The organism is Pseudonocardia kunmingensis (assembly GCF_006716445.1).
GTDB lineage: Bacteria > Actinomycetota > Actinomycetes > Mycobacteriales > Pseudonocardiaceae > Pseudonocardia > Pseudonocardia kunmingensis.
In genome coordinates this window covers 1,217,669-1,244,507 of record NZ_VFPA01000001.1, presented here as the reverse complement: position 1 = coordinate 1,244,507, position 26,839 = coordinate 1,217,669, and the positions used below count along the sequence as shown (strand labels likewise).

Annotated in this window: 27 protein-coding genes; 15 read left to right on the top strand and 12 right to left on the bottom strand. The window is 74.8% G+C overall.

Annotated features, from left to right (window positions below; genetic code table 11):
* Positions 1-206: 206 nt before the first annotated feature.
* Positions 207-1,088, top strand: a complete 882-nt coding sequence (locus FB558_RS05935) for a type IV toxin-antitoxin system AbiEi family antitoxin domain-containing protein (RefSeq protein ID WP_142048868.1) — start codon at positions 207-209, stop codon at positions 1,086-1,088.
* A gap of 185 nt (positions 1,089-1,273) precedes the next feature.
* Here the strand turns inward: FB558_RS05935 and FB558_RS05930 are convergent, their stop codons facing one another.
* The 3 genes from FB558_RS05930 to FB558_RS05920 form a co-directional block, all read right to left on the bottom strand.
* Complete coding sequence (locus FB558_RS05930) at positions 1,274-2,221, bottom strand: acyl-CoA desaturase (protein WP_142048866.1); 948 nt, start codon at positions 2,219-2,221, stop codon at positions 1,274-1,276.
* Positions 2,222-2,291: 70 nt separating this feature from the next.
* Positions 2,292-3,665: a mycothione reductase gene (locus FB558_RS05925; protein WP_142048864.1), complete on the bottom strand. Its 1,374-nt coding sequence runs from the start codon at positions 3,663-3,665 to the stop codon at positions 2,292-2,294.
* A gap of 45 nt (positions 3,666-3,710) precedes the next feature.
* Positions 3,711-4,478, bottom strand: coding sequence for a M15 family metallopeptidase (locus FB558_RS05920; protein ID WP_425467971.1), 768 nt, complete (start codon positions 4,476-4,478; stop codon positions 3,711-3,713).
* 60 nt (positions 4,479-4,538) lie between these two features.
* Between FB558_RS05920 and FB558_RS05915 the strand changes: the two genes are divergently transcribed.
* Together FB558_RS05915 and FB558_RS05910 are read left to right on the top strand one after the other, a co-directional pair.
* Complete coding sequence (locus FB558_RS05915) at positions 4,539-4,997, top strand: GNAT family N-acetyltransferase (RefSeq protein ID WP_142048862.1); 459 nt, start codon at positions 4,539-4,541, stop codon at positions 4,995-4,997.
* A 90-nt stretch (positions 4,998-5,087) separates the two neighbouring features.
* Positions 5,088-5,537, top strand: coding sequence for a lipopolysaccharide assembly protein LapA domain-containing protein (locus tag FB558_RS05910; RefSeq protein WP_246106267.1), 450 nt, complete (start codon positions 5,088-5,090; stop codon positions 5,535-5,537).
* A gap of 55 nt (positions 5,538-5,592) precedes the next feature.
* Here the strand turns inward: FB558_RS05910 and FB558_RS05905 are convergent, their stop codons facing one another.
* The 4 genes from FB558_RS05905 to yaaA all read right to left on the bottom strand — a co-directional run bounded on the left by FB558_RS05905 (position 5,593) and on the right by yaaA (position 10,685).
* Positions 5,593-6,945, bottom strand: a complete 1,353-nt coding sequence (locus FB558_RS05905) for a glycoside hydrolase family protein (protein ID WP_142048860.1) — start codon at positions 6,943-6,945, stop codon at positions 5,593-5,595.
* An 89-nt stretch (positions 6,946-7,034) separates the two neighbouring features.
* A complete protein-coding gene (locus FB558_RS05900) occupies positions 7,035-8,324 on the bottom strand; it encodes a DEAD/DEAH box helicase (protein WP_246106266.1) in 1,290 nt (429 codons plus the stop codon).
* A 416-nt stretch (positions 8,325-8,740) separates the two neighbouring features.
* Positions 8,741-9,694, bottom strand: coding sequence for a serine protein kinase RIO (locus FB558_RS05895; protein ID WP_211366125.1), 954 nt, complete (start codon positions 9,692-9,694; stop codon positions 8,741-8,743).
* 244 nt (positions 9,695-9,938) lie between these two features.
* Positions 9,939-10,685 carry a peroxide stress protein YaaA gene (gene yaaA / locus FB558_RS05890; protein WP_142048856.1) on the bottom strand — a complete coding sequence of 249 codons (747 nt, stop codon included), beginning with the start codon at positions 10,683-10,685 and terminating at the stop codon, positions 9,939-9,941.
* Positions 10,686-10,861: 176 nt separating this feature from the next.
* On the opposite strand from yaaA, the gene FB558_RS05885 reads away from it, so the two are divergent.
* Both FB558_RS05885 and metX read left to right on the top strand, forming a co-directional pair.
* A complete protein-coding gene (locus FB558_RS05885) occupies positions 10,862-12,157 on the top strand; it encodes a bifunctional o-acetylhomoserine/o-acetylserine sulfhydrylase (RefSeq protein WP_211366122.1) in 1,296 nt (431 codons plus the stop codon).
* A gap of 8 nt (positions 12,158-12,165) precedes the next feature.
* Positions 12,166-13,308, top strand: a complete 1,143-nt coding sequence (gene metX / locus FB558_RS05880; RefSeq protein WP_142048854.1) for a homoserine O-acetyltransferase MetX — start codon at positions 12,166-12,168, stop codon at positions 13,306-13,308.
* Here the strand turns inward: metX and FB558_RS05875 are convergent.
* On the bottom strand, positions 13,286-13,939 hold the full coding sequence (locus FB558_RS05875; protein WP_142048852.1) for a TetR/AcrR family transcriptional regulator: 654 nt from the start codon (positions 13,937-13,939) through the stop codon (positions 13,286-13,288). The two genes, metX and FB558_RS05875, sit on opposite strands and share 23 nt — an antisense overlap.
* A 131-nt stretch (positions 13,940-14,070) precedes the next feature.
* Between FB558_RS05875 and FB558_RS05870 the strand changes: the two genes are divergently transcribed.
* Positions 14,071-14,292 carry a hypothetical protein gene (locus tag FB558_RS05870; protein WP_142048850.1) on the top strand — a complete coding sequence of 74 codons (222 nt, stop codon included), beginning with the start codon at positions 14,071-14,073 and terminating at the stop codon, positions 14,290-14,292.
* A 70-nt stretch (positions 14,293-14,362) separates the two neighbouring features.
* On the opposite strand, the gene FB558_RS05865 is transcribed toward FB558_RS05870, so the two are convergent.
* Positions 14,363-14,761: a VOC family protein gene (locus FB558_RS05865; protein WP_142048848.1), complete on the bottom strand. Its 399-nt coding sequence runs from the start codon at positions 14,759-14,761 to the stop codon at positions 14,363-14,365.
* Between the two features lie 664 nt (positions 14,762-15,425).
* On the opposite strand from FB558_RS05865, the gene FB558_RS44335 reads away from it, so the two are divergent.
* The 5 genes from FB558_RS44335 to FB558_RS05840 all read left to right on the top strand — a co-directional run bounded on the left by FB558_RS44335 (position 15,426) and on the right by FB558_RS05840 (position 21,851).
* Positions 15,426-16,106, top strand: a complete 681-nt coding sequence (locus FB558_RS44335) for a RibD family protein (RefSeq protein ID WP_142048846.1) — start codon at positions 15,426-15,428, stop codon at positions 16,104-16,106.
* Positions 16,103-16,543: a cytidine/deoxycytidylate deaminase family protein gene (locus tag FB558_RS44330; protein WP_142048844.1), complete on the top strand. Its 441-nt coding sequence runs from the start codon at positions 16,103-16,105 to the stop codon at positions 16,541-16,543. The genes FB558_RS44335 and FB558_RS44330 overlap by 4 nt, the downstream gene beginning before the upstream one ends.
* A 184-nt stretch (positions 16,544-16,727) precedes the next feature.
* Positions 16,728-18,476, top strand: coding sequence for a proline--tRNA ligase (locus FB558_RS05850; protein ID WP_142048842.1), 1,749 nt, complete (start codon positions 16,728-16,730; stop codon positions 18,474-18,476).
* Positions 18,477-18,735: 259 nt separating this feature from the next.
* On the top strand, positions 18,736-20,961 hold the full coding sequence (locus tag FB558_RS05845; RefSeq protein WP_142048840.1) for an FHA domain-containing protein: 2,226 nt from the start codon (positions 18,736-18,738) through the stop codon (positions 20,959-20,961).
* Between the two features lie 41 nt (positions 20,962-21,002).
* Entirely contained in the window at positions 21,003-21,851 is an 849-nt protein-coding gene (locus tag FB558_RS05840; protein WP_142048838.1) for a protein kinase domain-containing protein, read from the top strand.
* A 211-nt stretch (positions 21,852-22,062) separates the two neighbouring features.
* On the opposite strand, the gene FB558_RS05835 is transcribed toward FB558_RS05840, so the two are convergent.
* The gene (locus FB558_RS05835; protein ID WP_142048836.1) at positions 22,063-22,473 is read right to left on the bottom strand and encodes a secondary thiamine-phosphate synthase enzyme YjbQ; all 411 of its coding nucleotides are present in this window, start codon (positions 22,471-22,473) and stop codon (positions 22,063-22,065) included.
* A 34-nt stretch (positions 22,474-22,507) separates the two neighbouring features.
* On the opposite strand from FB558_RS05835, the gene FB558_RS05830 reads away from it, so the two are divergent.
* A complete protein-coding gene (locus FB558_RS05830; protein WP_142048834.1) occupies positions 22,508-23,527 on the top strand; it encodes an aminotransferase class V-fold PLP-dependent enzyme in 1,020 nt (339 codons plus the stop codon).
* A gap of 18 nt (positions 23,528-23,545) precedes the next feature.
* Here the strand turns inward: FB558_RS05830 and FB558_RS05825 are convergent, their stop codons facing one another.
* Positions 23,546-24,010, bottom strand: a complete 465-nt coding sequence (locus FB558_RS05825; protein ID WP_142048832.1) for a ferritin-like domain-containing protein — start codon at positions 24,008-24,010, stop codon at positions 23,546-23,548.
* Positions 24,007-24,507: a hypothetical protein gene (locus FB558_RS05820; RefSeq protein WP_142048830.1), complete on the bottom strand. Its 501-nt coding sequence runs from the start codon at positions 24,505-24,507 to the stop codon at positions 24,007-24,009. Before FB558_RS05820 ends, FB558_RS05825 begins: the two co-directional genes overlap by 4 nt.
* Before the next feature lie 293 nt (positions 24,508-24,800).
* Here FB558_RS05820 and rimP point away from each other — a divergent pair, with 293 nt between their 5' ends.
* From rimP to FB558_RS45640, 3 genes are read left to right on the top strand one after another with little or no spacing between them, the layout of a single operon-like run.
* Positions 24,801-25,325, top strand: a complete 525-nt coding sequence (gene rimP / locus FB558_RS05815; protein WP_142048828.1) for a ribosome maturation factor RimP — start codon at positions 24,801-24,803, stop codon at positions 25,323-25,325.
* Positions 25,322-26,341, top strand: coding sequence for a transcription termination factor NusA (nusA, locus tag FB558_RS05810; RefSeq protein WP_142048826.1), 1,020 nt, complete (start codon positions 25,322-25,324; stop codon positions 26,339-26,341). The genes rimP and nusA overlap by 4 nt, the downstream gene beginning before the upstream one ends.
* Positions 26,266-26,772 (top strand): YlxR family protein, encoded by a 507-nt coding sequence (locus FB558_RS45640; RefSeq protein WP_425467970.1) that lies wholly within the window; start codon positions 26,266-26,268, stop codon positions 26,770-26,772. The genes nusA and FB558_RS45640 overlap by 76 nt, the downstream gene beginning before the upstream one ends.
* The last annotated feature ends 67 nt before the right edge of the window (positions 26,773-26,839 follow it).

Here is a 26,839-nt window from a genome sequence, read left to right as displayed (position 1 = left end):
CGACCGCACGGTGATCGTTCCGAGCGGTACAGGAGCGCTGTCGGCGCAGCGCTGACGTACTTCTCGAAGTCAGGGCGGGAGGGGTGATCGCCGAGTGCGGTTGCAGGGGCGCGCCGGTGCGGTTCTGCAACCGCAGGCGCAGATCATGCTGCCGACTTCTGCGGAACGGGCCCGGGGAGGAGCGGCGACGGGGATGCTCACGGTCCGTGAGCCTCGAACGCGTCCTCGTCCGGCAGGCCGGCGTCGTCACGCGGGCGCAGGCGCTCGCCTGCGGCCTGTCCGCCGACACGGTGCGGCGCCGGGTGCGGGCCGGGGTGTGGCGCGAGCTGCACCCCTGCGTGTACCTGGTCGGTGGGCACCGGCTCACGGACGAGGCACGGGTGCGGGCGGCGTCGTTGTGGGGGCGGGCGGCCGGCGCGGCCGTGACGGGGCCCGCGGCCGCGTTCTGGCACGGCATGCTCGACCGCGCTCCCGGCGCGGTGGAGCTGACGCTGCCGCGCGCGATGCATCGATCGCCGCGGCCGGGCGTGGCGCTCCGCCGCCGCGACCTCCCCGCCGCCGACCTGGTCGAGCACCGCGGCGTCGCCGTGGCCACCCCACCGCTCGCGGCGCTGGAGACGGCGATCGCCGTCCCGCGTGGCTCGGTGTTCCTGGACCGCGCGCTGCAACGGCACGTCCGCTTCCCCGCGGTGTACCGCAGCTACTGCCGGACGATCGGCCGGCAGGGCTCGGCAGCCATGCACCGGATGTTGGTGTCAGCGGCCGATCGGGCCGACTCCGAAGCCGAGCGCCTGCTGGTCCGGCTGTTGCGCGCGGCGGGCATCGACGGCTGGGTGCTCGGCCACCCCTTCGGTCCGTACCTCATCGACCTGGCGTTCCCGGCCGAGCGGGTGGCGATCGAGGTGGACGGCTGGGCATGGCACATGGACGCCGAGCGCTTCCGCGCCGACCGCCGCAAGGGCAACGCCCTCACCCGCGGGAACTGGGACCTCCTGCGTTACCCGTGGCACGCGCTCGACGGCGAACCCGACGCCTGCATCGCGGAGATCCTCGAGACCCGCGAGCTCGCCCGCAGGCGACCGGCCTGACGCCGGCCGGCCCGGACATGTCGGTGGACGACGGCATGATCGGCGTCTGCGGTGGGAGGTCCGCACGGGCGCCGCTTCACGACCGCACCCGGTGATCTTCGGCCGGGCCGGGGCGTGACGGGGGTCAGTGAGCTCCCGAGTCGCGCGGCCGATGGCACGGGCCGACCCGGAGCCGCTGCCTCGCGTCAGCCGGTCTCGCGGGCCAGCTTCGCCAGCCGCCGCTGGGTGGGCCAGCGCACGGAGTGGGCCCAGCCCAGCTTCTCGAACGCCCAGATCACGCGGGCGGAGATGTCGACCTGCCCGCGCTGGACGCCGTGGCGGGCGCAGGTGGGGTCGGCGTGGTGCAGGTTGTGCCAGGACTCGCCGAAGCTGAGCACGGCGAGCGGCCAGACGTTGCGGGAGTGGTCGCGGGCGGCGAAGGGCTGGTCGCCGATCATGTGGCAGATCGAGTTGATCGACCAGGTGACGTGGTGCAGCAGCCCCACGCGCACCAGCCCCGCCCAGAACAACGCGGTGAGCGCCCCCCACCACGACCAGGACAGCAGCCCGCCCAGCACCGCGGGCACCAGCAGCGTGAGCACCGACCAGAGCAGGAACAGGCGGTCGACGCGCGAGATGTCGCGGTCGGCGAGCAGGTCCGGGGTGAAGCGCTCGCGATTGGTCACGTCGCGGTCGAACAGCCAGCCGGTGTGGGCGTGCCAGAAGCCCTTGGCGAGGGCCACCGGCCCGGTCCCGAACAGCCACGGCGAGTGCGGGTCGCCCTCCTTGTCGGAGAAGGCGTGGTGGCGGCGGTGGTCGGCGACCCAGGTGATCACCGGGCCCTGCATCGCGAGGCTGCCTGCGACGGCCAGCGCGACCCGCAGCGGGCGCTTGGCCTTGAACGAGCCGTGGGTGAAGTAGCGGTGGTAGCCGACGGTGATGCCGAGCCCGCTCGCGACGTAGAACACCGCGGCGATCGCGACGTCGAGCCACGTCAGTCCCCAGCCCCAGGCGATGGGGACGGTGGCGACCAGCGCCAGCAGCGGGAGTATGACGAAGACGTAGACGCTGATCTGCGGCGCCAGGCCCCGCCGCCCGGCGATGATCGGGCGGGCGCCTCCCGCCGGTCGAGTGGGAGAGTCGGCAACGGTCACGGCATGCACCTCACGAGTGATCCCCAGGAGTGATCCAAGGAAGGGTCACCTTACCCGCTGTGCGCCGGATCTACAGGTCGAGACCCAGGAGTGCGTTCTCCACCACTTCCGGCAGCGCGGGGTGGATCCAGTACTGCCCGGTGGCCATCTCGCGGGCGCCGAGCCCGAACGACATCGCCTGGATCAGCGGTTGGATCACGGTGGACGCCTGCGCGCCCATGACGTGGGCGCCGAGGATCTGCCCGGTCCCGCGCTCGGCGATCACCTTGCAGAAGCCCGTGGTGTCCTCCATCGCCCAGCCGTAGGCGACGTCGCCGTAGTCCTGCACCGCGGCGGTGTAGTCGAGGTGACCGGCGCGGCACTCGGCCTCGGTGCGCCCGACGGCGGCGATCTGCGGGTCGGTGAAGACCGCGGCCGGCACGAAGCGGTGGTCACTGCGGCGGGGCTCGTCGGGGTGCAGCAGGTTGTGCGCCACGACCTTCGACTCGTGGTTGGCCACGTGCTTGAGCTGGTAGGCGGAGCTGACGTCGCCGAGCGCCAAGATCCCGTCCACGCCCGTGCGCTGCTGGTCGTCGACGATCACCCGCCCGTCGGGGTGGACCGCCACGCCGGTGCGGTCCAGGTCGAGGCGGTCGCCGTTCGGGACGCGGCCGGTGGCGACGAGCAGGAGGTCGCCGCGCACGGTGGCGCCGCCCTCCAGGTGCAGCGCGACGTCACCCGCGCCGCCGGTGACGTGCTCGACCTCGCGGCCGAGGTGGACGTCCCAGCGCCGGGCCGCGACGTCGGTGAAGCGCTCGCACACGGTCTCGTCCTGGCCACGGAGCAGGCTGCTGCGCCCGACGATCGACACCCGCGACCCGAGCGAGGCGAAGACGTGCGCGAACTCCGCGCCGATGTAGCCGCTGCCCAGGATCACGACGTGCTCGGGGAGCGCGTCGAGGCGCATGACCGTGTCGGAGGTCTCGTACGGCACGCCGGAGCCGGTGACCACCGGGGGGACGACGGGCCTGCTGCCGGCGGCGATCACGACCTGGTCTGCGGTGAACGCGTCGGTGCCGGAGCCGTCGGTGCGGGCGATCGCGATCTCCTTGTGCCCGGTGAAGCGCGCGTGGCCCTCGTAGACGGTGACGTTCGGGCTGCGGTCCACCCGGTACTCGCGCCCGCCCGCCGAGATCGGGTCGATGCGGCCGAAGACCCGGTCGCGGATGTCGCTCCAGCGCACCTTGTCGACGGTGGCGTCGACGCCGTAGCGGCTCGCGGTCCGGACGACCTCAGCGACGTCGGAGGCGTAGACGAACATCTTCGTCGGGATGCAGCCGACGTTCAGGCAGGTACCGCCGAAGACCCCGTGCTCGACCAGCGCGACGTCGAGGTGCGCGAAGCGCTCGTCGACGATCGAGTTGCCCGAGCCGGTGCCGATGACGACGAGATCGTGGTGGTGCACGTCCCCACGCTACGGAACGCCACCGCGGGCAACCACGTGCCGGTCTTACGTGCCGGTGGCGGAGAAGTGGTGCAGGTCCACCGGCGAGCGCCAGCGCCCGCCCCAGGCCCAGCCGATGCGCTCGAACGCGGTGACCACCGGCCCGCCGTCGACGATCATGCCGGGCAGGTCGCGGTCGCGGTCCAGGTAGGCCGAGGCGAGCTCGGGCAGCACGAGGTCGCCCTTGCGGTACGGGTTCTGGAACGGGTTGACGTCGACGGCGAGGCCGAGGGCGTGCGCCGACCAGCGGGTCAGGCCGACGGCGGGCCGGCACACGAAGGCGGTGGTGTTGTTGTCGTCGCCGGTCGGGGGTGCGGTCAGCTCGGCCTCCTCGACCACCCGCATCTCCTCGATCGGGAAGTCCGCGGCGAACAGCTCCCGGAACGCGGCCGCGACGTCGTCGGCCACCCGGGCGGCGACGATCAGCTCCCCGGTGTGCGCCGCGCCGTCGAACCCGCGGAAGGCGACGGTGACGTAGCGCAGGTCGGCGGGGGCGACGGGGCAGTCCGGGGTCCACGTCGAGCGGGCGAGCACGTCGTCGGGGACGGGGGCGACCGTGGCGGCGAACTCCCCGTCGACGGGCGGTGGGAGCAGGTCGCGGGTCGGCAGCCTGCGGTCGACGAGATCCGGCGGCGTGGGCTGGGCGACCCCGTACCCGTCAGGTCGCAGCGGCAGCGGTGGGCGCTCGGCTCCCGACGCCACGGCCCCGGGCGACAGCGCGGCGGCCGCGGTCACGGCGGCCGTCAGGGCGTGGAGCACGGGGCGCGGGAGCACGCGTCGAGCCTCGCACGCCCGCGCCCGGCGGGTGGTCACCCGATCTGGTAGGCAGGCCGGATGACAAGCGACGCGGTCACCGCCACCGTGCACCGGTCCTGGGCGGCCGACCTGCTGCCCGCCACGCTCTACGAGCTGCTCCGGGTGCGCGTCGACGTCTTCGTGGTGGAGCAGGCCTGCCCCTACGCCGAGCTCGACGGCCGGGACCTCGAGGACGGCGCCCGGCACTTCTGGCTCGGCGGCAACGGCCACCCGGAGCCGGTGCTGGGCACGGTCCGGGTGCTGCGCGAACCCGGGGGCGAGTTCCGGATCGGTCGGCTGTGCACGGCCCGGACGGTCCGGGGCCGCGGGCTGGGGCGGCAGCTGATGGAGGCGGCGCTGGCCGAGGTCGGCGACCGGCCCTGCGTGCTCGACGCGCAGGAGCACCTCGCAGGCTTCTACCGCGAGTTCGGCTTCAGCGCGGCGGGCGACACCTACGACTGGGACGGCGTCACCCACCTGCCGATGCGCCGCGCCTGAGCGCACCGGAGATCGCGACGGCGCGCGTGAGGCGGCGCCCTCCGGGATACTCCGGGCAGGAGCGGACCCGAGCGGAGCGAGGTGGGCATGATGAGCGAGGACCGGACGCGCGCCACCGCGCGCCCCGCGTCCCACGGGCCGCGGACCCACGGCAGCGCCGGCCCGCAGGACCCGCGCGCCGACCCGGCCACCCGCCCGACGATGCGGCCCGCGGCCGAGCCCGCCGTGCCCGAGGGGCCCACGGTCCCGACGCCCACGGGCTGGGAGGACCCGCAGCCCCGCGACAAGCTCGCGCACTCCCGCACCGGCGTGCTGTGGACGGGGCTGATCCTCTCGGCGCTGGTGCTGCTCCTGCTGCTGGTCTTCATCCTGCAGAACGACGCGCCGATCCAGATCAACTTCTTCGCCGCGTCCGGCACCCTGCCCACGGGCGTGGCGCTGCTGCTCGCGGCCATCGCGGGGCTGCTGCTCGTCGCCATCCCGGGAGGCCTGCGGATCCTGCAGCTGCGCCGGGCCGCCCGCCGAGGCCGCCGGCTGTGAGTGGATACGGGTGCTCCAGCACTCGTATCCACTCACGACCGGGCGGAGCCCGGCGTCAGGAGTCGCGCCCGCCCACCGAGATCTGCCACGGCTGCAGCGGCTCGGCGCCCGGCGCCAGCTCGGCAGGCGCGTCGCTCAGGTTGGCCACGACGACCCCGTCGTCCGCGCGGAAGGCGAGCAGGTCCGGTCGGGACGGGGACCGGCCGATCTCGACGTCCCCGGCCGCGAGGTGCGGCACCAGGAACTGCCAGGCCGCCGTCAGCGGCGTCGGCTGCCCGCCGTCCTCCTCGGTGGCGTCGGTCCACAGGGCGGCCGACCCGAGGCTGTGTCCCTGCGGGCCCCACAGCAGCGCGCCCGCGGTGCCGGACTCGGCCATGGCGGCGACGGCGCCGAGCATGACGGCGGCGTTGGCCGGGCTGGTGGCCTCGTCGCTCTCGCCGTCGGGGACCTCCGGGTAGAACTCGGCCCACCAGATCGGCAGGTCGCTGCGCTCCTGCAGCCAGCGCGCCACGTCGGCGAACTTCTGGTTGCCGTCCATCGGGGCCGGGACGGTCTCCTGGCGGGTGTCGGTCGCCGCGTCGACCACGAGGAAGTCGGCACCCACGTTGTTCTGCAGCCAGTAGTCGACCACGTCGAGGGTGCGCTGGTCGGCCACGCCCCACGGACCCGCGAACGACGACGCGTCCTCCGACCCGGGGTCGAGGCTGATCATCACGACGTAGGGCCCGCCGACCAGGACGTCGGGCCGGACGTCCTTCACGGCCCGGTAGACCTGGTTGTAGAGATCGGTGTAGCCCTCGTAGTTCCAGCGGCCCTCGTCGTGGTTCCAGAAGCCCTTGAGCTCGTTCCACACCATGACCCGCTCCACCTGCGGGTAGCGCTGCACCGCCTCGGCGGCCAGCGCGGCGTAGTCGCCGTAGTGCTCGGGCTCCGGGTCGCTCTCGAGCTCGTCCCAGTCGGTCTCGCCCGCCTCGCCGCCCTTCATCCAGTCCGGGGCGCAGCAGAGGGTGAGGACGCTGCGCTGGCCGGTCTGCTCGGTCAGCTGCATCCGCGCGTCGAGCGTGTCCCAGTCGTACTCACCGGGCGAGGGCTCCGGGTTGCCGGAGCCGAAGCCCATGAGGTGGTGGTTCTGCCAGATCGCGCTGTCGTTCGCGAGGATGTCCATGCCGCGCCGGCGCGCCTCGGCCGGACCGTGGTCGTCGAGGCTGTACTGGGTGTGCGTGACGCCGAGCTCCAGGGGCCCGGCCTGCGGGGTCCACTGCCAGTCACCCGCCAGCTCGATGGGGGGCAGCGGCGCGTCGGGTGCGGGCGTGGCCGACCCTTCCGTCGTGTTCGGATCGGTGGAGCAGGCCACCAGCGCCGCGGCCAGCACGGCGAGCGAAGCGGCGAGGAGACGGGGAGCGCGCACGGGAACCCTCGATGTCGGGATGGGCAATTCCGTCCGAACAGTGTCAGGACGTCCCTGTGGAGCGGCTGAGAGGGTTCCCGCGCGCGCGGTCAGGCCGCCGTGCTGCTGCGCCGGCCACCCGAGCGGGCGCCCGGGCGACCCCGCCCGCCGGAACCACGGGAGCGTCGGCCGGTACCCCGCGGGGTGGGTGCGGGCTTGGGCGGCTCGATGACCGGAACGCCCGACGGCGGGCGCGCGCCCGTGATCCGCGCCAGCTCCGGCGCGCCCGGGCCCACCTCGGTCTGCGGTGCGCGCACGCCCGCGAGCCGCATGAGGCGCTCGACGTCGCGCCGCTCGGCCGGCGTCACCAGCGTGACGACGGTGCCCGAGTCGCCCGCCCGCGCGGTGCGACCGGCGCGGTGCAGGTAGTCCTTCGGGTCGGCGGGCGGGTCGAAGTGCACGACGAGGCTGACGTCGTCGATGTGGATGCCGCGCGCGGCCACGTCCGTGGCCACGAGCACCGGGGTGCTCCCGTCCTTGAACGCGGCGATCGCCCGGTTGCGCGCGTTCTGGGCCTTGCCGCCGTGCAGGGCGCCGGCCGCGACGCCCTCGCGGCGCAGGATCTTCACGAGCTTGTCGACGCCGTGCTTGGTGCGGGAGAACAGGATCGTGCGCCCGTCGCGCGCGGCGACCTCGGTGACGATCCGGGGCTTGTCCGCCGCGTGCGCCAGCAGGACGTGGTGGTCCATCGTCTCGACCTGCGCGGTGGCCGAGGCGACGGACCGGGTGACGGGGTCGGTGAGGTACTGGCGGACCAGGGCGCCCACCTCGCCGTCGAGGGTGGCGGAGAACAGGAGCCGCTGCCCGTCGGGCGGGGTGAGGTTGAGGATCGCCCGCACCTGCGGCAGGAACCCCATGTCGGACATGCGGTCGGCCTCGTCGAGCGCCGTGATCATGACCTGCGACAGGTCGCACGTGCGCTGGTTGGTGTGGTCGGTGAGCCGGCCGGGCGTGGCGACGAGCAGGTCGACGCCCCGCGCGAGCTCGGCGACCTGCCGGTTGAACGACAGGCCGCCCACGACGACGGCGGTGGTGAGGCCGAGCGCCTTCGCGAACGGGGCCAGCGCGTCGTCCACCTGCTGGGCGAGCTCGCGGGTGGGGACGAGGACGAGCCCGCGGGGCTGGCGGGCCCGCGCCCGGTCGCCGGCGAGGCGCGCCAGCAGCGCGAGGCCGAAGGCGAGCGTCTTGCCCGAGCCGGTCTGGCCCCGCCCGAGCAGGTCACGGCCTGCGATCGTGTCCGGCAGCGTCGCGGCCTGGATCGGGAACGGCTCGGAGAAACCGCGCTGGGCCAACGCCCGCACGACGGGCTCGGGCAGCCCGAGCTCGGCGAAGGAGGGCATGCCGCTCTCCGGCGCGGTCCAGAGCACCTCCGGCGGCGCGGCGTGGGTGGGAGCGACGGGTCGGTTCTGCGGCGCGCGCGAGCGGCCGCGGGGGGAGCGGGAGCGTCCGCCGTCGGAGCGACGGGAACGCGGGTCCGCCGAGAAACCCGAGCGCGAGGACTGCGGGGCACGGCGGGGGGACGGGGATGACAAGTAGGACCTCCGGGACGTGGCACGTCGCACGGAGAAGCAGCGCCCGGAACGGCGGCGGCTGGGATCTCTGAAGGACGAGCCCCGGGCGCAGGCACTGCGCCCTGATGAGTACTGCGGTTGCATGAATGCTGCGGTTGCGCCCACTCCACGGCGGGGGATCCGGCCGGGCGCTCCTGATCGAGTCTACGGGCAGCGACCGGCCGGACGCCGGACGGACCGGGCGGCTATCCCTGAGACGCCCCGGGGTCCGGTGGCATTCCCGCCTCCGCCCGCAGATCGGCGAGCAACGCGTCAGGGAGGCCGGTGGCGAGGCCGCGCGCGAGGAACCAGTCGCCGACGCGCCGGACGTCGCGGGCGAGGTACTCCGCCCCCTGCGGGTTGCCGATCACGTCCACGACCTGCGGGAGGTCGATGAGCACCAGCCGTCCGTCGTGCACGAGCAGGTTGTAGGCGGACAGGTCGCCGTGGGTCAGTCCCCGCCGGGCGAGCCCGAGGAGGGCGTCCTCCAGTTGGTGCCACAGATCACCCAGCTCGTCCTCGTCGGGGCGCAGCTGGGCCAGCCGCGGCGCCGCCGCGCCGTCGTCGGTGCCGAGGAACTCCAGCAGCACCTCGGTGCCGCTGCACTGGACCGGGTAGGGCACCGCGATGCCGTCGGCCCACAGCCGGGAGAGCGCGGCGAACTCGGCGCTCGCCCACTGCCCGGCGAGCATGTCGCGGCCGAACGCCGTGCGGTTGGCCATGGCCCGCATCTCCCGGGACCGGCGGACGCGGCGTCCCTCGAGGTAGCCGGCGTCGCGGTGGAACATGCGGTGCTCGGCCGTGCGGTAGCGCTTGGCGGCCATGAGGGCGCGCCGCCGGGTGCCGGGGACGGCCCGCTCGACGAGGTGGACGTCCGCCTCCTTGCCGGTCTTGATCACGCCGAGCTCGGTGTCGACCGCGGCGTGCTCGGTGACGACCCAGTCCGGGTGCGGACGCGGGCCGTGCTCGGCGCCGTCCCAGGTGGACCAGCGGTCACCCGCCGGCGGCCCGTCCGGCTCGACGCCCTCCCGCTCGTCGAGGGCGGACAGGTCCGGCGCCGGTCGCCGGCCGGCGGGCGCGTCGTCGTCGAAGCGACGCCGACGGGGCTTGCGGGGACGTTCGCTCTCGAACGTCTCGGAGTACGACTCGTAGTCGCGCAACGCGGGGCTCCAGGTGGAGTGTGCGCCCCGCGGATCGTGGTCAGCGCGGGGCGGGGATCGGACGGGGGCAGGCCACGTCCAGGACAGGCATCGACACAGGCCACCTCCCTCTGATCACGCCGGACCCCCGGCACCGAACGGGAGCACTCTCCCCGCGCGCCCACACCCCCCGCAACCGAATTCCGCACCTTGGAGCCGTACTGCTGTTCTCAGGGCGAGAAATCAGCAGTACGGATCCAAAGTGCTAGGCGGGGACGATGACCGAGAGCACCTGCGCGGCTCGTTCCACCCGCATGCCGGCGCGGCGCGCGATCGCCGCCACCCCTGCCGCGTCGGTGGGCTCGGCCCTCGTGCCGGCCAGCACGCGGGCCAGCCGGCCCTTGTGGGCCTTGTTGAAGTGGCTGACGACGCTGCGGGTGCCGTCCGGCTTCTCGGCGAGGACGGTGACCGTGACCGCACCCGGCACCCGGCCCAACGCCGCGTACGACCCGGAGCGCAGGTCCACCACCAGCTCCGCCGCCGCGACCGCGGCCAGCTCGGGCTCGAGCACGGGCTTCCACCGCGCGGCGAGGGTGCCGCGGCCGGGCAGGGCCGAGCCGGCCGACAGGCGGTAGGCCGGCACCGGGTCGTCGGCGCGCAGGATCCCGAACAGCGCCGAGCCCACGGCCAGCCGTGCCCGGGCACGGGCGGCCGCGGCGCCTCGCAGCGAGCCCGCGTCGAGTGCGTCGAAGAGCACACCGGTGTAGCGGTGCAGGGCGGGCAGGGTCGGCGCGGTCCACAGCGCCGCGTTGCGGGCGATCTCGGCGTCCTGCGCGGGGGAGAGGCCGAGTGCCGCGCGGCTGGCCGGGGGGTCGGCGGCCAGCTCGACGAGCTCCTCGACCAGCGCCTTCCGCACCGCGTCCAGCGCCGGGTGCGACAGCGCGTCCAGCCGGAGGGGCGGGCCGTCGCCGCCGTCGCGCTTGGTCTCGGACGGGGGCAGCAGGACGAGCACGCGGGGGAGGGTAGCCCGCGCGCCCGGTTGTGCCGGGATGACGTGCGGATTACGGTCTCGGGCGTGATCCGCCTCGTGACGCGCCGGCATGTCGACTTCATGCGGACCACGAGCGCGATGTGTCGTCCCGGCCGCTGACCGCCGAGTCCCACTCCGCCCCTCCCCGGGAGACAGCTGTGTCCGAGAACTGGTCCTTCGAGACCAAGCAGGTCCACGCCGGCGCCACCGCCGACCCGACCACCGGCGCCCGCGCCACGCCGATCTACCAGACCACGTCCTACACCTTCCGCGACACCGAGCACGCCGCCGCGCTGTTCGGGCTCAGCGAGCTGGGCAACATCTATACGCGGATCATGAACCCCACCCAGGACGTGCTGGAGCAGCGCGTGGCCGCCCTCGAGGGCGGCATCGCGGCGGTCGCGTTCGCGTCCGGGCAGGCCGCGCAGACCCTCGCGCTGCTCAACATCGCCGAGGCGGGCGACCACATCGTCTCCAGCGCCGCGCTCTACGGCGGCACCTACAACCTGTTCCACTACACGTTCCCGAAGATGGGCCTCGAGGTCTCGTTCGTCGAGGACCCCGACGACATCGACGCCTGGCGCGCCGCGGTCCGCCCGAACACGAAGGCCTTCTACGCCGAGACGCTGGGCAACCCCCGCGGCAACGTGCTCGACGTCCGTGCCGTCGCCGACGCCGCGCACGCCGCAGGCGTGCCGCTGGTCGTCGACAACACGGTGCCCACGCCCTACCTGCTGCGCCCGCTCGAGCACGGCGCCGACATCGTCGTGCACTCGGCCACGAAGTTCCTCGGCGGGCACGGCACCGCGATCGGCGGCGTGGTGGTCGACTCCGGCAACTTCGCCTGGGGGGACCACGCCGACCGCTACCCGGGCCTGACGACGCCGGACCCGAGCTACCACGGCCTCAACTACTGGGACGCCCTCGGGCCGCAGTCCTACATCATCAAGCTGCGGGTGCAGCTGCTGCGCGACCTCGGCCCGGCCATCTCGCCGCAGAACAGCTTCCTGCTCATCCAGGGCATCGAGACGCTGTCGCTGCGGATCGAGCGGCACGTACAGAACGCGCAGGGGCTGGCCGAGTGGCTCGAGCAGCGCGACGAGGTGGAGAAGGTCCACTACGCGGGCCTGCCGTCGAGCCCCTGGTACGAGGCCGGGCAGAAGTACCTGCCGCGCGGCGCCGGCGCCGTGGTGTCGTTCGAGATCCGCGGCGGCGTGGAGGCCGGCCGTCGGTTCGTCGACGCGCTCGAGCTGCACAGCCACCTGGCCAACATCGGCGACGTGCGCAGCCTGGTGATCCACCCGGCGAGCACCACGCACAGCCAGCTCTCCGGTGAGGAGCAGCTCGCCACCGGCGTCACACCCGGCCTGGTGCGGCTGTCGGTGGGCCTGGAAGGCATCGAGGACCTCAAGGCCGACCTCGAGGCGGGCTTCCGGGCAGCCAAGGGGGCCTGACACCGCACGTGACCGCCGTCGACACCGACCTTCCTCCCGCCAGCGGCGCCTGGCGGGAGGGGGACGACCCCGGCCGCCGCCAGTGGATCTCCCTGCCGGAGCCGCTGCCGCTGGAGGCCGGGGGCACGCTGCCCGGAGTCCGGATCGCCTACGAGACGTGGGGCGCGCTGAACGCGGACGCGTCCAACGCCGTGCTCGTGCTGCACGCCCTCACCGGCGACAGCCACGTGGCCGGTCCCCAGGGCCCGGGCCACGCCACCCCGGGCTGGTGGGACGCGCTCATCGGGCCCGGCCGCGCGCTCGACCCCGCCCGGTGGTTCGTGGTGGCCCCGAACGTCGTCGGCGGCTGCCAGGGCAGCACGGGGCCGGCATCGCCCGCGCCGGACGGCAGGCCGTGGGGGAGCCGCTTCCCGCTGGTGACCGCCCGGGACTCGGTCGTGGCGGAACGGGCGCTGGCCGACGCGCTCGGCGTGCGGAGCTGGGCCTGCGTGATCGGCGGATCCATGGGCGGCATGCGGGCGCTGGAGTGGGCGGCGACGGAACCCGACCGCGTGACGCGGCTGTGCCTGCTCGCCTCCCCGGCCGCCACCAGCGCCGACCAGATCGGCTGGGCCGCGCCCCAGCTGGCGGCGATCCGCGCCGACCCCGGATGGCACGGCGGCGACTACCACGACGCCCCGCCCGGGCAGGGACCGCACCGCGGCCTCGGCGTGGCCCGCCGGATCGCGCACCTGAGCTACCGCAGCGCCGGGGAGCTCGGCGAGCGCTTCGGTCGCAGCCCGCAGGACGACGAGGACCCGTTCCACGGCGGGCGCTACGCCGTGGAGAGCTACCTCGACCATCACGCGAACAAGCTGGTGCGCCGCTTCGACGCCGCGTCCTACGTCCGGCTCACCGAGCTGATGAACGCCCACGACGTGGGGCGCGGGCGCGGCGGGGTGGCCGCCGGTCTCGCGCGCGTGACGGCGAGGACGCTCGTGGCCGGCGTGACCTCGGACCGCCTCTACCCGCCCGAGCAGCAGGCCGAGCTGGCCGACGGCATCCCCGGCGCCGGCCCGCTGCAGCTCATCGACTCCCCGTACGGCCACGACGGCTTCCTCATCGAGGCCGCGACCGTGGGCGCCTTGCTCACGGAGCTGCTGGAGGCCTGAGCCCGCCCGCCGCCGGCTCCGGCTCGTCGGTCGTCCCGGGGAAGATGCGCGCGAGCTGGTGATCGATGAGCGCCACGGCCTGCTCCGGGGCGCGCTGCCCGAGCAGGACGCCTGACTGCAGCCCGTCGGCACCGGCCACCAGGAACGAGGCCTCGGCCCGCGCGTCCACATCCGCGCGGACCTCGCCGAGGTTCTGCCCGCGCCGGAGCAGGTCGGCGACGAGCTCCTCGAGCGCGAGCGGAGCGTCGCGGACCACCGCGCCGAGGTTCGGGTCGGCGAGGAAGCGGACGAAGTACGCCACGTACGTCAGGTGCCGGTTCCGCCGCTCCTCGTCCAGCGGCAGCATCTCGAGGAGGACGCCGCGGACGATCGCGCGCGTGCCGGGCGCCGCGCCGAGCGCCGCCAGCCGTTGCCGAGCGCGCTGCTCCGCGTCGGTGTTGAGGATCTCCAGCGCACCGAGCAGCAGCTGGTCGCGGGTGCCGAAGTAGTACTGCAGGAGGCGCGCCGAGACATCCGCCTCGGCGGCGACCTGCCGCAGGGTGACGTCCTCCAGGCCGCCTCGCGTGGCGAGCCGCCACACGGCCTCGGCGATCTGGCGGCGGCGCAGGTCGTGGTCCACCTGTCGAGGCATGCCGTCGATCCTCCGTCGCCGCAGTTCCGCGATCTCCACCACCCCGTTGTGGTGCGATCGAACCACGAAGCGCTATGGTGCGATCGAACCACAAAGGCGGGCCCGTGTGGGCCGAGGGGAAAGAGGGACACATGAAGCACGTGGCAACGCTGGTCGTCGGCATGCTCCTGCTCGTACTGGCGGTGCAGGGCGCCATCAGGCTGGTGGTCGACCACACCGACGCCGGGCTCCTCGCCTGGATGCCGGGCGGGTTCGGGGTGTGGCTGCTGTGCTACGCGGTGCTCACCGTTGCCGGGGCGCTCCTCGCTGCCCGGGGCAGCGCCCGGGCGAAGCGCGCGGGCGGAGGCGGGTGACCGGCCCCCGCGCCGCGCGACATGCGCCCACCGCCGCCCCGCCGCACGCCGGCGGCCGAGGTGGGTCGTCTCAGGAAGCGGAAGACGGGACGAGGTCGGCCGTGGCCGCCTCCGTCTCCCCGATGCAGAACTCGTTGCCCTCGGGGTCGGTGAGGGTGGTCCAGGCGAAGGTCCCGGGCTCGCCCCGCTCCCCGAGCACCGTGGCGCCGAGCTGCACGAGGCGCTCGACCTCCGCCTGCCGCGCGCCCGTGGCCGCGCCCAGGTCGAGGTGCAGCCGGTTCTTGCCCGACCGCTCCTCCGGAACCCGCTGGAAGGCCAGCAGCGGCCCGCCCTCCGGGGGCGGGGCGAGGATGACGAACTCGCCGTCGTGGTCGGCCATGACGGTGGTGTCGAGCGCGGACGCCCAGAAGCGCGACAGCGCGGACGGGTCCGCGGAGTCGACGGTGACCATGCCGATCGAGAGTGCCATGCCGACGACGCTAGCGACGGGGTCCGACAGGAACGGGCTCGCTCCGCAAGATCGGTCCGAGCCGTGCACCCCGCCGATCGGGACAGCCGTGAGGTGCCGGTCGGACTGATCGAGTTCGGCAGAGATCGGTGCGAGTCGCGCCTCGTGGCGGTCGGGGCAGCCGTGGCGTGCTGGTCGGACCGATCAGCCGCAAGATCGGTCCGAGCCGCGCACCACGGTGGTCCGCACATCCGTCACGTGCTGGTCGGACTGATCACTCGCAGGATCGGTGCGAGCCGCACACCACGGTGGTCCGGGCAGCCGTGACGTGCTGGTCGGATCGATCACATCGCCGAGATCGGTCCGAGTCGCGCGTCGTGGTGGTCCGGGCAGCCGTCACGTGCTGTTCGGGCCGATCACGTCCGGAAGATCGGTCCGATCCGCGCATCACGGTGGCGCGGACAGCCTGTCGTCCCGTCTCGGGGCGATCACCCACCGACCGGCCCGAGGAGTACCGGGGCGTCGGAACAGCCGGGACGTGCTCCTCGGATCGATCACGCCTGGAGCATCGGTGTACGGCTCGGACCGATCACCTCCCAGGCCATCTGCGCGCCGCCCGGCCGTCGAGCGGGTGTGGGGACCCGGGCCGGAACCGGCCCGGCGCGGGGTGGGGCAGGATCGGGCCGTGCCCGACCGCCCCTACGTGCTGCTCTCGGCCGCGATGTCGGTGGACGGCCGCATCGACGACAGCGGGCCCGCACCCCTGCTGCTCTCCGACGCCGCCGACCTGGACCGCGTCGACGAGTTGCGGGCGGGGGTGGACGCGATCCTCGTCGGCGCCACGACCCTGCGCCGGGACGACCCGCGGCTGCTCGTGCGCTCCGCGGAGCGCCGCGCAGCGCGGGTGGCGGCGGGACGGGGGCCGGACCCGCTGAAGGTCACGCTCACCGGGACGGGGGACCTCGACCCGGCCGCCCGGTTCTTCGCGCTGGGCGCGGGGCCCAAGCTCGTCTACGCCGCGACGCCCGCGGTGGACGCGGCCCGGCGGGCGGTGGGCGAGGTGGCGGAGGTGGCCGACGCGGGCGCTCCCCTCGACGTGCGCCGGCTGCTCGCCGACCTGCGCGCCCGGGGCGTCGCGCGGCTGATGGTGGAGGGCGGCACCGCCGTGCACACCCTGTTCCTCACCGGCGGGGTGGTCGACGAGCTGCAGCTGGTCGTCGCCCCGTTCTTCGTCGGCGACGCCGACGCGCCGCGGTTCGTGGGGCCCGGGCGCTTCCCGCACGACGCCGCGCACCGCATGCGGCTGGCCGAGGCGCGCCCGATCGGCGACCTCGTGCTGCTGCGCTACCTCCTGGACGGCGCGTGAACGACCGGGAGCTGCTCGCCCGCGCCGTCGAGCTGGCACGCCGCTGCCCGCCGTCGCAGACCGCGTTCTCGGTGGGCGCCCTCGTCGTCGACGCCGCGGGCGACGTGCTCGCCGAGGGGTGGTCGCGCCGCCGCGACCCGCACGACCACGCCGAGGAGTCGGCCCTCGCCGACCTGGGGGCCGGCTGGCGGGCGCCGCCGGCCATCACGGTCTACAGCTCGCTCGAACCGTGCAGCGCACGCGCCTCCCGCCCGCGGACCTGTTCGGAGTTGATCCTCGCCGCGGGCGTCGACCGGGTGGTGTTCGCCTGGCGGGAGCCGAGCCTGTTCGTCGACGGCGAGGGCGCCGAGCTGCTCCGCGCCGGCGGGGTGGAGGTCGTGGAGCTGCCCGAGCTCGCCGCGGCCGCCCGCGCACCGAACGCGCACCTGCTGGGATGACCGGCCGACGCTGCGGCGCGGACCGGCACGAGCGGCGCGCCGGCCGCTCGCACACCGACAGCTGTGCTCGCACACCGACTGCAGTCGGTGTGCCGACGCCGGAGTCGGTGTGCGAGCGGGCCGGCCGACCCGTGACCGGTGACCGGCGCGTCCGCCGTCGGGGGGCGTCGCTACCCTCTTCCAGGTGCTGACCAGGATGTCGTCGCTGTTCCTGCGGACCCTGCGCGAGGACCCGGCCGACGCGGAGGTTCCGAGCCACAAGCTGCTCGTCCGCGCCGGCTACGTCCGTCGCGTCGCGCCGGGGATCTACTCCTGGCTGCCGCTGGGCCTGCGGGTGCTGCGCAACATCGAGCGGGTGGTGCGCGAGGAGATGGACGCCATCGGCGCCCAGGAGATCCAGTTCCCGGCGCTGCTGCCCCGCGAGCCCTACGAGGCGACGAACCGGTGGACCGAGTACGGGCCCAACCTGTTCCGGCTCAAGGACCGGCGTGGGGGCGACTACCTGCTCGGGCCCACGCACGAGGAGCTGTTCACCCAGGTCGTCAAGGGCGAGTACGCGTCCTACAAGGACTACCCGGTGATGCTGTACCAGATCCAGAACAAGTACCGCGACGAGGCGCGGCCCCGCGCGGGCATCCTGCGCGGCCGGGAGTTCCTGATGAAGGACTCCTACTCGTTCGACCTCACCGATGAGGGCCTTGCCGAGTCCTACCGCCTGCACCGCGACGCCTACGTGCGGATCTTCGACCGGCTCGGCCTCGAGTACGTGGTCGTCAAGGCCACGTCCGGGGCGATGGGCGGGTCCGCGTCGGAGGAGTTCCTGGCGGTCGCGCCCACCGGCGAGGACACCTACGTGCGCAGCCCCGGCGGCTACGCGGCCAACGTCGAGGCGGTCACCACGCCCGCGCCGCCCGCGCGGCCCGTCGACGGGCTGCCCGCCGCGCAGGCGCACCACACCCCCGACACCCCCACCATCGAGACGCTGGTGGACTTCCTCAACGGCGCAGGCCTCGGCCGCACCTTCACCGCGGCCGACACCCTGAAGAACGTGCTGGTCAAGACCCGGGCCCCCGGTTCGGGCGAGTGGACGTTGCTGGGGGTCGGCGTGCCCGGCGACCGCGAGGTCGACATGAAGCGCCTCGAGGTCGCGCTGGAGCCCGCGGAGGTCGCGCTGCTCGACGAGGCCGACTTCGCGGCCCACCCGTTCCTCGTCAAGGGCTACATCGGACCGTCCGCGCTGGCGGCCAACGGCGTGCGCTTCCTCGTCGACCCGCGCATCGCGCCGGGCACGGCCTGGGTCACCGGGGCCGACAAGCCCGACCACCACGTCGTCGACCTGGTCTGCGGCCGCGACTTCACGCCCGACGGCACGATCGAGGCCGCCGAGGTGCGGGAGGGCGACCCGGCGCCCGACGGCTCCGGGCCCCTCGAGGCGGCGCGCGGCATCGAGATCGGGCACGTCTTCCAGCTCGGCCGCAAGTACGCCGACGCCGCGCAGCTCGACGCCCTCGGCGCCGACGGCAAGCCGGTGCGCATCACGATGGGCTCCTACGGCGTCGGCGTGTCCCGGCTGGTCGGCGTGATCGCCGAGCAGAGCCATGACGAGTCCGGCCTGATCTGGCCGCGCGGGATCGGACCCGCCGACGTCCACGTCGTGGTCGCGGGCAAGTCCGAGGAGATCGCGGCCGGCGGCGAGCGGCTGGCGGCGGAGCTGGACGCCGCAGGCGTCCGGGTGCTGCTGGACGACCGCAAGGCCTCGCCCGGCGTCAAGTTCGCCGACGCCGAGCTGATCGGCGTGCCGACGATCGTCGTGGTCGGGCGCGGGCTGGCGAACGGCGTCGTCGAGGTGAAGGACCGGCGCAGCGGTGAACGGCAGGAGATCGCGGTGGACGCGGTCGTCGAGCACCTCGTGGAGCTGACCGGCACCCGCTGAGCGGCGACCGGTCTGGTCGTGGCCACTACGGGCATGGTCGACTGAGCGGGTGCGACGGCGTACCGGATCCTGTGACGCACCGGACCCGCACCGTCACCACCTGCGACGACGACGGTGCGGCGGTAGCCGTGGATCACGGGCCACGTACCGTTCGCGTCGTTCGCCTGCTGTTCTGCACGACCGGGATCGTCACCTGGCCGGTGGCGGACGGGCCCCCGCGCCGTCCGTCTGCGGCTGTCGCGGGGGAGGTTGAATCCGAGTGGACTTCGACGCGCTGCGGGCCGCCGTCGTGCCCGGCGCGGCTGTCGTCGGGCGCTGGCCCGGCGTGATCTGCGTGGCCGAGTGCGCCGACCGGCACGTCCTGCGCCAGCTGCTCGACGTGTGCGCGAGTGCGTCCGGTGGCGAGCCGGGCCGCACCCTCGCGCGCCGGCTCGCGGGGTGGCTCGGCGGGTCGGACGCCCCGGGCGACGGGCTGCGGTTCGGCACCGTGGCGGTCACCGGTGGTGACTCGCGGGCGCGTGGCGAGCAGTGGGCCGTGTTCCTCTACGGGTCCGTCGGCCTGGTCGTGCCCGACCGGCAGGTGGCGCTGTCGGGTGCGCAGTCGGTGGCCTGGACCGACCGGCTGCTGCCGCGCCCCGACGCCCCGGTCGTGCTCGCGCTCGAGGGCGGACCCATCCCGCCCGGCGTCGTCGACGGGGTGCACGACCTGCGCGCCGGCGTCGTCCCCGCGGCGGGCGCTGTGCTCGTCCCCGGGGGTGAGGACCGCTCCGCGGGCGCCGCGGACGAGTCGGTGCGCAACCGCCCGGACGAGCCACGCTGGCCCGACGCCGGGCCGCCGGAGCGCCCCCGCTGGGTGCCCGAGCCGTCCACCGCGCCCGCGGAGGGCCTGTACCCGGGTGACACCCCCGGCAACGGGATGACGACGCGCACCAGCTTCGACGCGATCGACGGCGGTTTCGGCCGTTACGAGGGCGGCGGCCCCGAGCGGACCAACGGGAACGGTCGCGCCCACCTGCGCCCGGTGCCCTCCAACGGTGTGGCCCACCGCGACTGGGCTCCGCGCCGCGGTTCGCTGGACGTCGACCGCGACCAGGACGCCGCCGAGCAGCGGCGCTCAGGCGGTCCGGCCGAGGACGAGCCGGCCGAGGCGGCACCGCCGCGATCCGACCGCCCCGAGGGGCGACGCCTCCCGCCCGACCGCGACGACCCGCGCGGTCCGGAGACCACCTCGCCCGGGATCGGTGACGACCCGGGCGCGGAGCACGGCAGCGACCGCGCCGGCAGCGACCGCGCGCTGGACGACCGCCCGCTCGACGACCGCCCCCGCAACGGCCTGACTGGCCTGAACGGGCTGAACGGCCTGAACGGCCACCGCACCAACGGCGCCGCGTACAATCTGCTCGGCGGGACCCCGGAGCAGGGGCCGCGCGAGTCGGAGCGCGAGGCGGAGCGCAGCCCGTGGAGCGACGGCCCCGACCTCGGCCGTCCGGACCGGATCGAGGGGTGGTTCGCCACCCGCGACGACTCGGGCACCGAGGCGGACCTGAGCGCCATCGGCCCCACCGAGCTGCGCCGACGCCGGCACGGGCGGCCCGAGGACGACGCCGCGCACGAGCACGAGCCCGCCGCGGAGACCGCGCACGAGGGCACCGACCCCGAGCAGGGCGAGCGCGAGTTCGGCGGGTACGGCGACCAGGGCGAGTTCGGCGCCGGGTCCGCCGAGTACGACAGCGCCGAGCCGGTGGCCGACGATGCGGACCGGAGCGCGGTCCCGGACGGCGCGGACCTGGACGGGTCCGGGGACGGCACGCCGCGCCTGGGCGTTCCGCGCGCCGAGGAGGCGGGACCCGAGCAGGACCCGCACGCCACGCTCACCGACGTCGAGGCCCCGCACACCACGGCGCTGCGGTCCGAGCGGATCCTCGGCGTCGCGCCCGGTGAGGCGGAGCGCCCCGCGCTCGACGACGGGCCGGTCACCGGCGGCCTCGCCGTCGACGCCCGGCAGGACGAGCAGCAGGTGCACGGGTACCTGTGCGCCCGCGGGCACCTCAACGACCCGCGCGCGCAGTTCTGCGGACTGTGCGGGGTGCCGATGGAGGAGCAGTCGGGCCCACCCACGCTCGGTGCGCGGCCCCCGCTCGGCCTGCTGGTGTTCGACGACGGTGCCACCTACACGGTTGACGCCGAGTACCTCATGGGTCGGATGCCCGAGGCGGACGACCGGGTGACCTCGGGGAGCCTGCGCCCGCTCGCCCTCGAGGACACCTCGGGCGCGGTGTCGCGCGTGCACGCCCAGATCGTGGTGGACGGCTGGGACGCGCTCATCGTCGATGCAGGCTCGCGCAACGGCACGTTCGTGTCCCCGCCGGGCGAGCAGGTGTGGACGCAGCTGCCCGCGGGCGAGACTCACCGCCTCGTGCCCGGCACCCGGGTGCGCATCGGCGGCCGCAGCTTCCAGTTCGAGACCCCCGTGGGCGGGCACTGAGTGCTGCCGGCCGTGCCGTCGTCGCCGAGGGGGGACACCGGGTGGACGTGACGACCGCGCCGCTGCCCACGGCGGTCGCCGACTACGAGGTCCTGCACCTGATCGGTGCGGGCGCGCACGGCCGCTGCTACCTCGCGCGGCCGCCGGCGCGACTCGGGCTCGACGAGGAGGTCGTCGTGCTCAAGGTGCTCGACGACCGCGTGGGCGAGCAGGCCTTCACCCGCGGCGTGCGCGTGCTGCGTGCCGTGTCCGCGGCGGCCTCGCCGTACGTCGTGCGCGTCTTCGACGCCGCCCGGGAGGACGCCGTCCGCGAGGACACCGCCGTCTACGCGATGGAGCACTGCCCGCTGGGATCGCTCGCCGACTCGGCCCGCCCACTCGCCCGCATCGAGGTGCTCACGGCGCTTGAGCACACCGCCCGCGCCGCGCACGACCTGCACCAGGCCGGGATCGCGCACGGCGGGATCCACCCCGGCAACGTGCTGCTCGTCGAGGAGCCCGGCGGGATGCTGGGCGGGCGGCTGTCCGATCCCGGGCTGGCGCGCGTGCTGACGCCGGGCGCGGTCGTCACCGGCACCGGCCGGGTGGACCCGCTCGCGTTCACCGATCCCGCGCTGATCACCGGCGCGGCCCCGTCCCGGCGCACCGAGGTCTGGGCGCTGGGCGCCACCATCCACCGCGCGCTGACCGGCGTGGGCCTCTACGACGAGCCCCTCGGCCCGCAGCCGCTGGACGCGATCCGGCAGGTCCTCACGACCCGTCCCCAGGTGCGGCCCGGGCTGGAACCCGCGGAGGCCGCCCTGGTGCGCGCCTGCCTCGAGGACAGCGCCCGGCTCGGCACCGCCGCCGACGTGGCCGACGGCCTCGCGGTCCTGCGCTCCCTGCCGTAACGGGAGACTCGCCCTGCCGTAACGGGAGACTCGCCCTGCCGAGACGGGAGACTCGCCCTGCCGGAACGGGAGACTCGCCGGCTGCAGGCGAGTCTCCCGTTCGGACAGCGCGAGTCTCCCGTTCGGACAGCGCGAGTCTCCCGTTCGGACAGCGCGAGTCTCCCGTTCTGACGGGGCGAGTCTCCCGTTCTGGCGGCGTGGGTCTCCCGGGTCAGCCCGGGAGGTAGGACAGGCGGACCGAGCGGACGGGGTTGTCGCCGTTCGTGTCGACCAGGCACACCGACTGCCAGGTGCCCAGGGCCGTGCTGCCGTCCAGGACCGGCACGGACATCGACGGCGCGACGATCGCCGGGAGGACGTGGTCGCGACCGTGCCCGGGACTGCCGTGGCGGTGCGTCCAGCGGTCGTCCGCGGGGAGCAGGTCGCGCAGCGCGGAGAGCAGGTCGGTGTCGCTGCCGGCGCCGGTCTCGATCACCGCGAGGCCCGCGGTGGCGTGCGGCACCCACACGTTCAGCAGCCCGTCGCCCGCGCCCGCCGAGCGCAGGAACGCGGCGATCTCGTCGGTCAGGTCGACGACGGCCTCGCGGCCCCCGGTCCGGATCTCGATCAGCGTGCTGTCCACGGCCGTAGTGTGCCCGCCCGTAGGGTCGGCCACCGTGCGCACTGCATTCGGACAGGAGTTCGACGTCCCCGAGGGCTACCTCAACACGGCCAGCATCGGCATCCCGCCGGCGGACGCGGGCGCGGCGGTCGCCGCGGCCGTCGCCGGCTGGCGCGCCGGTGCCGGCAGCCCCGGCGACTTCGACGAGCCGGTGGCGCGGGCGCGGGCGGGGTTCGCCGACCTCGTCGGCGTCGCCGCCGAGCGGGTGGCGATCGGGCCCGCGGCGTCGGCGCTCGTGGGGCTCGTGGCGGCCGCGGTGCCCGACGGCACCCGCGTGCTCGCCGCGGAGGGCGAGTTCACCAGCGTCACGTGGCCGTTCGCGGCGCAGGCCGGGCGCGGCGTCACGGTCACCGAGGTCGACCTCGCCGATGTCGGTGCGCGGGCGGGGGAGTTCGACCTCGTCGCCGTGAGCGTCGTGCAGTCCGCGGACGGGCGCGTGGTCGACCTGGACGCGCTGCGGGCCGCCCGCGACGGTGGTACGCGGGTGCTGCTGGACGCCACCCAGTCGCTCGGCTGGCTCGACGTCGACGTCTCCTGGGCCGACGCCGTGGTCGCCGCGGGGTACAAGTGGCTGCTCAGCCCGCGTGGCGTGGCGTGGATGGCGGTCCGGCCGGACCTGCCGACGCACGCGAACGCGGCCGGCTGGTACGCGGGCGCCGACCCGTGGACGGCGATCTACGGGCTGCCGATGGACCTGGCGACGGACGCGCGGGGCCTCGACACGTCCCCCGCCTGGTACTGCCAGGCGGGCGCCGCGGTGGCGCTGCCCTGGCTGGCCGGTCTGGACCGCGCCGCCGTGCACGCCCACTGCGCGGGCCTCGCCGACACCGTCCGCGCCGGGCTGGGGATGGAGCCGGCCGGCTCCGCCATCGTGGCCGTGCGCCGCCCGGACGCCGCCGAGCGGCTCGCCGCCGCGGGCGTCGTCAGCGCGAACCGCGCCGGCGCGGCCCGCCTGGCCTTCCACCTCTACAACACCGAGGCCGACGCGGCCCGCGCCCTGGACGCCCTGACCTGATGCGCCTCGCGGGTGGGGTCAGGGGCGGCCGGGGAAGACCGGGATCGCGGGCTGTGTGCCCACCACCGCGCGCCAGCGCGCGCAGCGCAGGGTGCCCGAGGTGAGGGCGTCGAGCGCGGCCTGGCGCAGGGCGCGGTCGTCGGTGCGCTCCAGCACGGAGCGCCAGGCCGCGAGCGCGTCGGTCTCGGCGACGACGGCGAGCGCGGCCGCGGAGGGGGCGTCGGTGACCGGCTGCGGGGTGCGGTAGGCCGGTTGGGCCGACACCGGCGGGGCGCCGAGCTGGGACAGCGTCTGCTCGATGAGGTTGCGCAGGTCGCGGTGGGAGTCCTCGTTCTCGCGGGCCCGCTCGGCGTCGGCGCCGGTGAGGAACGCGACGGTGAGCGCGTAGCTCCAGACGGCGGCGTGCTCGGCCGCGAGCGCGTTCTGCAGGGCGGCGACGGCGGTCTCGTCGATCCGGGTGTCGGCGGGAACGGTCCTGTTCACCCCAGGACCTCCGCGTAGGTGCTGCAGCACGCCGCGACCGACGCGACGAGGCCGATCCGCTCCGCCGGCAGGCCGAGCGCCACCTCGGAGGCCGTCTGGGCGGACGCGAGCACGGCCCGGCGGACGTCGTCGAGGCCGGGCTGCGAGGTGGCGGGCGGGGGCGGCGGCCCCGGGGTGGGGCGGTCGGGGTCCAGCCGCGCGACCTCGGCGTCGAGGGCCGTGGCATGCTCGGTGCGCGCGTCCACGAGCGGCCGCAGCGACTCGGCGAGGTCCGGGTCGGCCGCCAGTGCCGCGGCGGCGAGCGCGGCGTCGGCGCGGGCGGCGTCGGCGAGTGCGATCAGCGGGTCGGGCTCGTCGGACCCGGACCCGGTCGCCAGCGAGCAGCCGGCCAGCGCGGGCGGGACGAGCAGCAGCGCGGCGAGCAGCCGCCGCCTGCTCCACGCGGTCCGCGGCTCCCGACCGGACGGCGGGGCCGCCGACCGGGACGCTCCTGCCACCGCGTTCACCCTCTGATCGCCTCCGCCGCGCTCCGGCGAGCTCCTCGTGCCTGCGTGGGACGGCACCCGCTCACTCGCTGTTCCCCCGACTCCGCGCCTCGTCCGGCGTCGTTCGCCGGGCGCACATCCTGCCAGGCGTCGCATGCGGGCGACCGGGGTGCCGGGGGGTGCACGGGCGGTAACGGGCTGCCGGAGCCGGGGGAGCGGCGCGATACCCTGACAGACCCACCGACACCCACCGCGCACGTCCGACCGGCAGGACGGTGGTCACCGACCGAGCAGGAGTACACGCGATGCCCTCCCCCCACCCCGCGCAGGATCCCGGGTCCCCGCCCGGCGAGCTGCACGGCGTGCTGGAACCGATCGTCACCGCGGCCGGGTTCGAGCTGGACCAGCTCGACGTGCGGGCCGCCGGGCGCAGGCACACCGTCAAGGTGGTGATCGACTCCGATGAGGGCGTCGGGCTGGACGACATCGCGACCGTCTCGCGGTCCGTCTCCGAGGAGCTGGACGGCCACGAGCACCTGCTCGGCGGCTCGTACACGCTCGAGGTGACCTCGCCCGGTGTCGACCGGCCGCTCACGCTCCCGCGCCACTGGCGGCGGGCGCACCTGCGCCAGGTCGCGGTGCGGCTGCACGACGGCGCCACCTTCACCGGTCGCGTCGGCCGGGCGGGCGAGGATGCGGTCACGGTGCTGGTCGACGGGCGGCGGCGCGAGGTGCGCTACGCCGACGTGGCCCACGCGGCTGTGCAGGTGGAGTTCCGGCAGGTGCCGGAGTCCGAGGTGGCGCTGCTGCAGGAGGAGGAGACGGCATGAACGTCGACATCGCGGCGCTGCGCACGATCGAGCGCGAGAAGGACATCCCGTTCGACACGGTGATCGAGGCCATCGAGACGGCGCTGCTCACCGCGTACAAGCACACCGACGGCCACCAGCCGCACGCGCGGATCGACATCGACCGCAAGACCGGCGCGGTCCGCGTCATGGCCCAGGAGCTGGGCCCCGACGGCGTCGTCGACACGGAGTGGGACGACACCCCCGAGGGCTTCGGCCGGATCGCGGCCACCACGGCGCGGCAGGTGATCGTGCAGCGGCTGCGCGACGCCGAGCACGAGCGCACCTACGGCGAGTTCGCGGCGAAGGAGGGCGAGATCGTCGCGGGCGTCATCCAGCGCGACGCGCGCGCCAACGCCCGCGGGGTCGTCATCGTGCAGCTCTCCGGCGACACCGAGGGCGTGCTGCCCCAGGCCGAGCAGGTGCCCGGCGAGCGCTACGAGCACGGCGAACGGATCCGCTGCTACGTCGTGGGCGTCACCCGGGGAATGCGGGGGACGCAGATCACGTTGAGCCGCACGCACCCCAACCTCGTGCGCAAGCTGTTCGCGCTCGAGGTCCCCGAGATCGTCGACGGGTCCGTGGAGATCGTCGCGGTCGCCCGGGAGGCCGGTCACCGATCCAAGATCGCGGTGCGGTCCACGGTGTCCGGGGTCAACCCGAAGGGCGCGTGCATCGGACCGGTAGGGGCGCGGGTGCGCGGCGTGATGAGCGAGCTGGCGGGAGAGAAGATCGACATCATCGACTGGGACGAGGACCCGGCCACGTTCGTCGGCAACGCGCTCTCGCCGTCGAAGGTGGTGTCGGTCACGGTTCTGGACGCCCGCACGAAGACCGCGCGGGTGGTCGTGCCGGACTTCCAGCTCTCGCTCGCGATCGGCAAGGAAGGCCAGAACGCCCGGTTGGCGGCCCGGCTCACCGGGTGGCGGATCGACATCCGCAGCGACGCGGACCCCCGTGGGGCCCTCGACGCCTCCGAGACGGAGTCGGTCGGCTGAGTCGGCGAGCACGTAGCGCGAGGGGAGTGGGCGCGAGTGCTGCGCTACACTCCACAGCGGCCCACCGTTCGGGTTCGGCCGTCGCACGACCGACCTCCGCAGCGGATCACCGATCCGCCGTGGCACCGGTCAGGACGTGCGTCGGTTGCCGGAACCGGGCTGTGGCCGACGGTCTGTTGCGGGTCGTCGCGGTGGACGGGGTACTCACCCCGGACCTGCGGCGCCGGCTCCCCGGGCGCGGTGCATGGCTGCACCTCGCTCCGGAGTGCCTGGACCGTGCCGAGCGACGCTCGGCGTTCCCGCGGGCGCTCCGCGTCCCGGGTCCGCTGGACACCGCGCCGGTACGGGCCCACATCAGGGCCGTGAGCATGGACGGGGCCCGGGAAACACCCGGGTCCGGCACACCAGGAAGCAAGGTCGACCCGTCATGAGCCAGTCGTGAAGATCGCACCATGAACGTGCTTCGACACTAGGTTCGAGGTCGAGCGGGACCGCCGC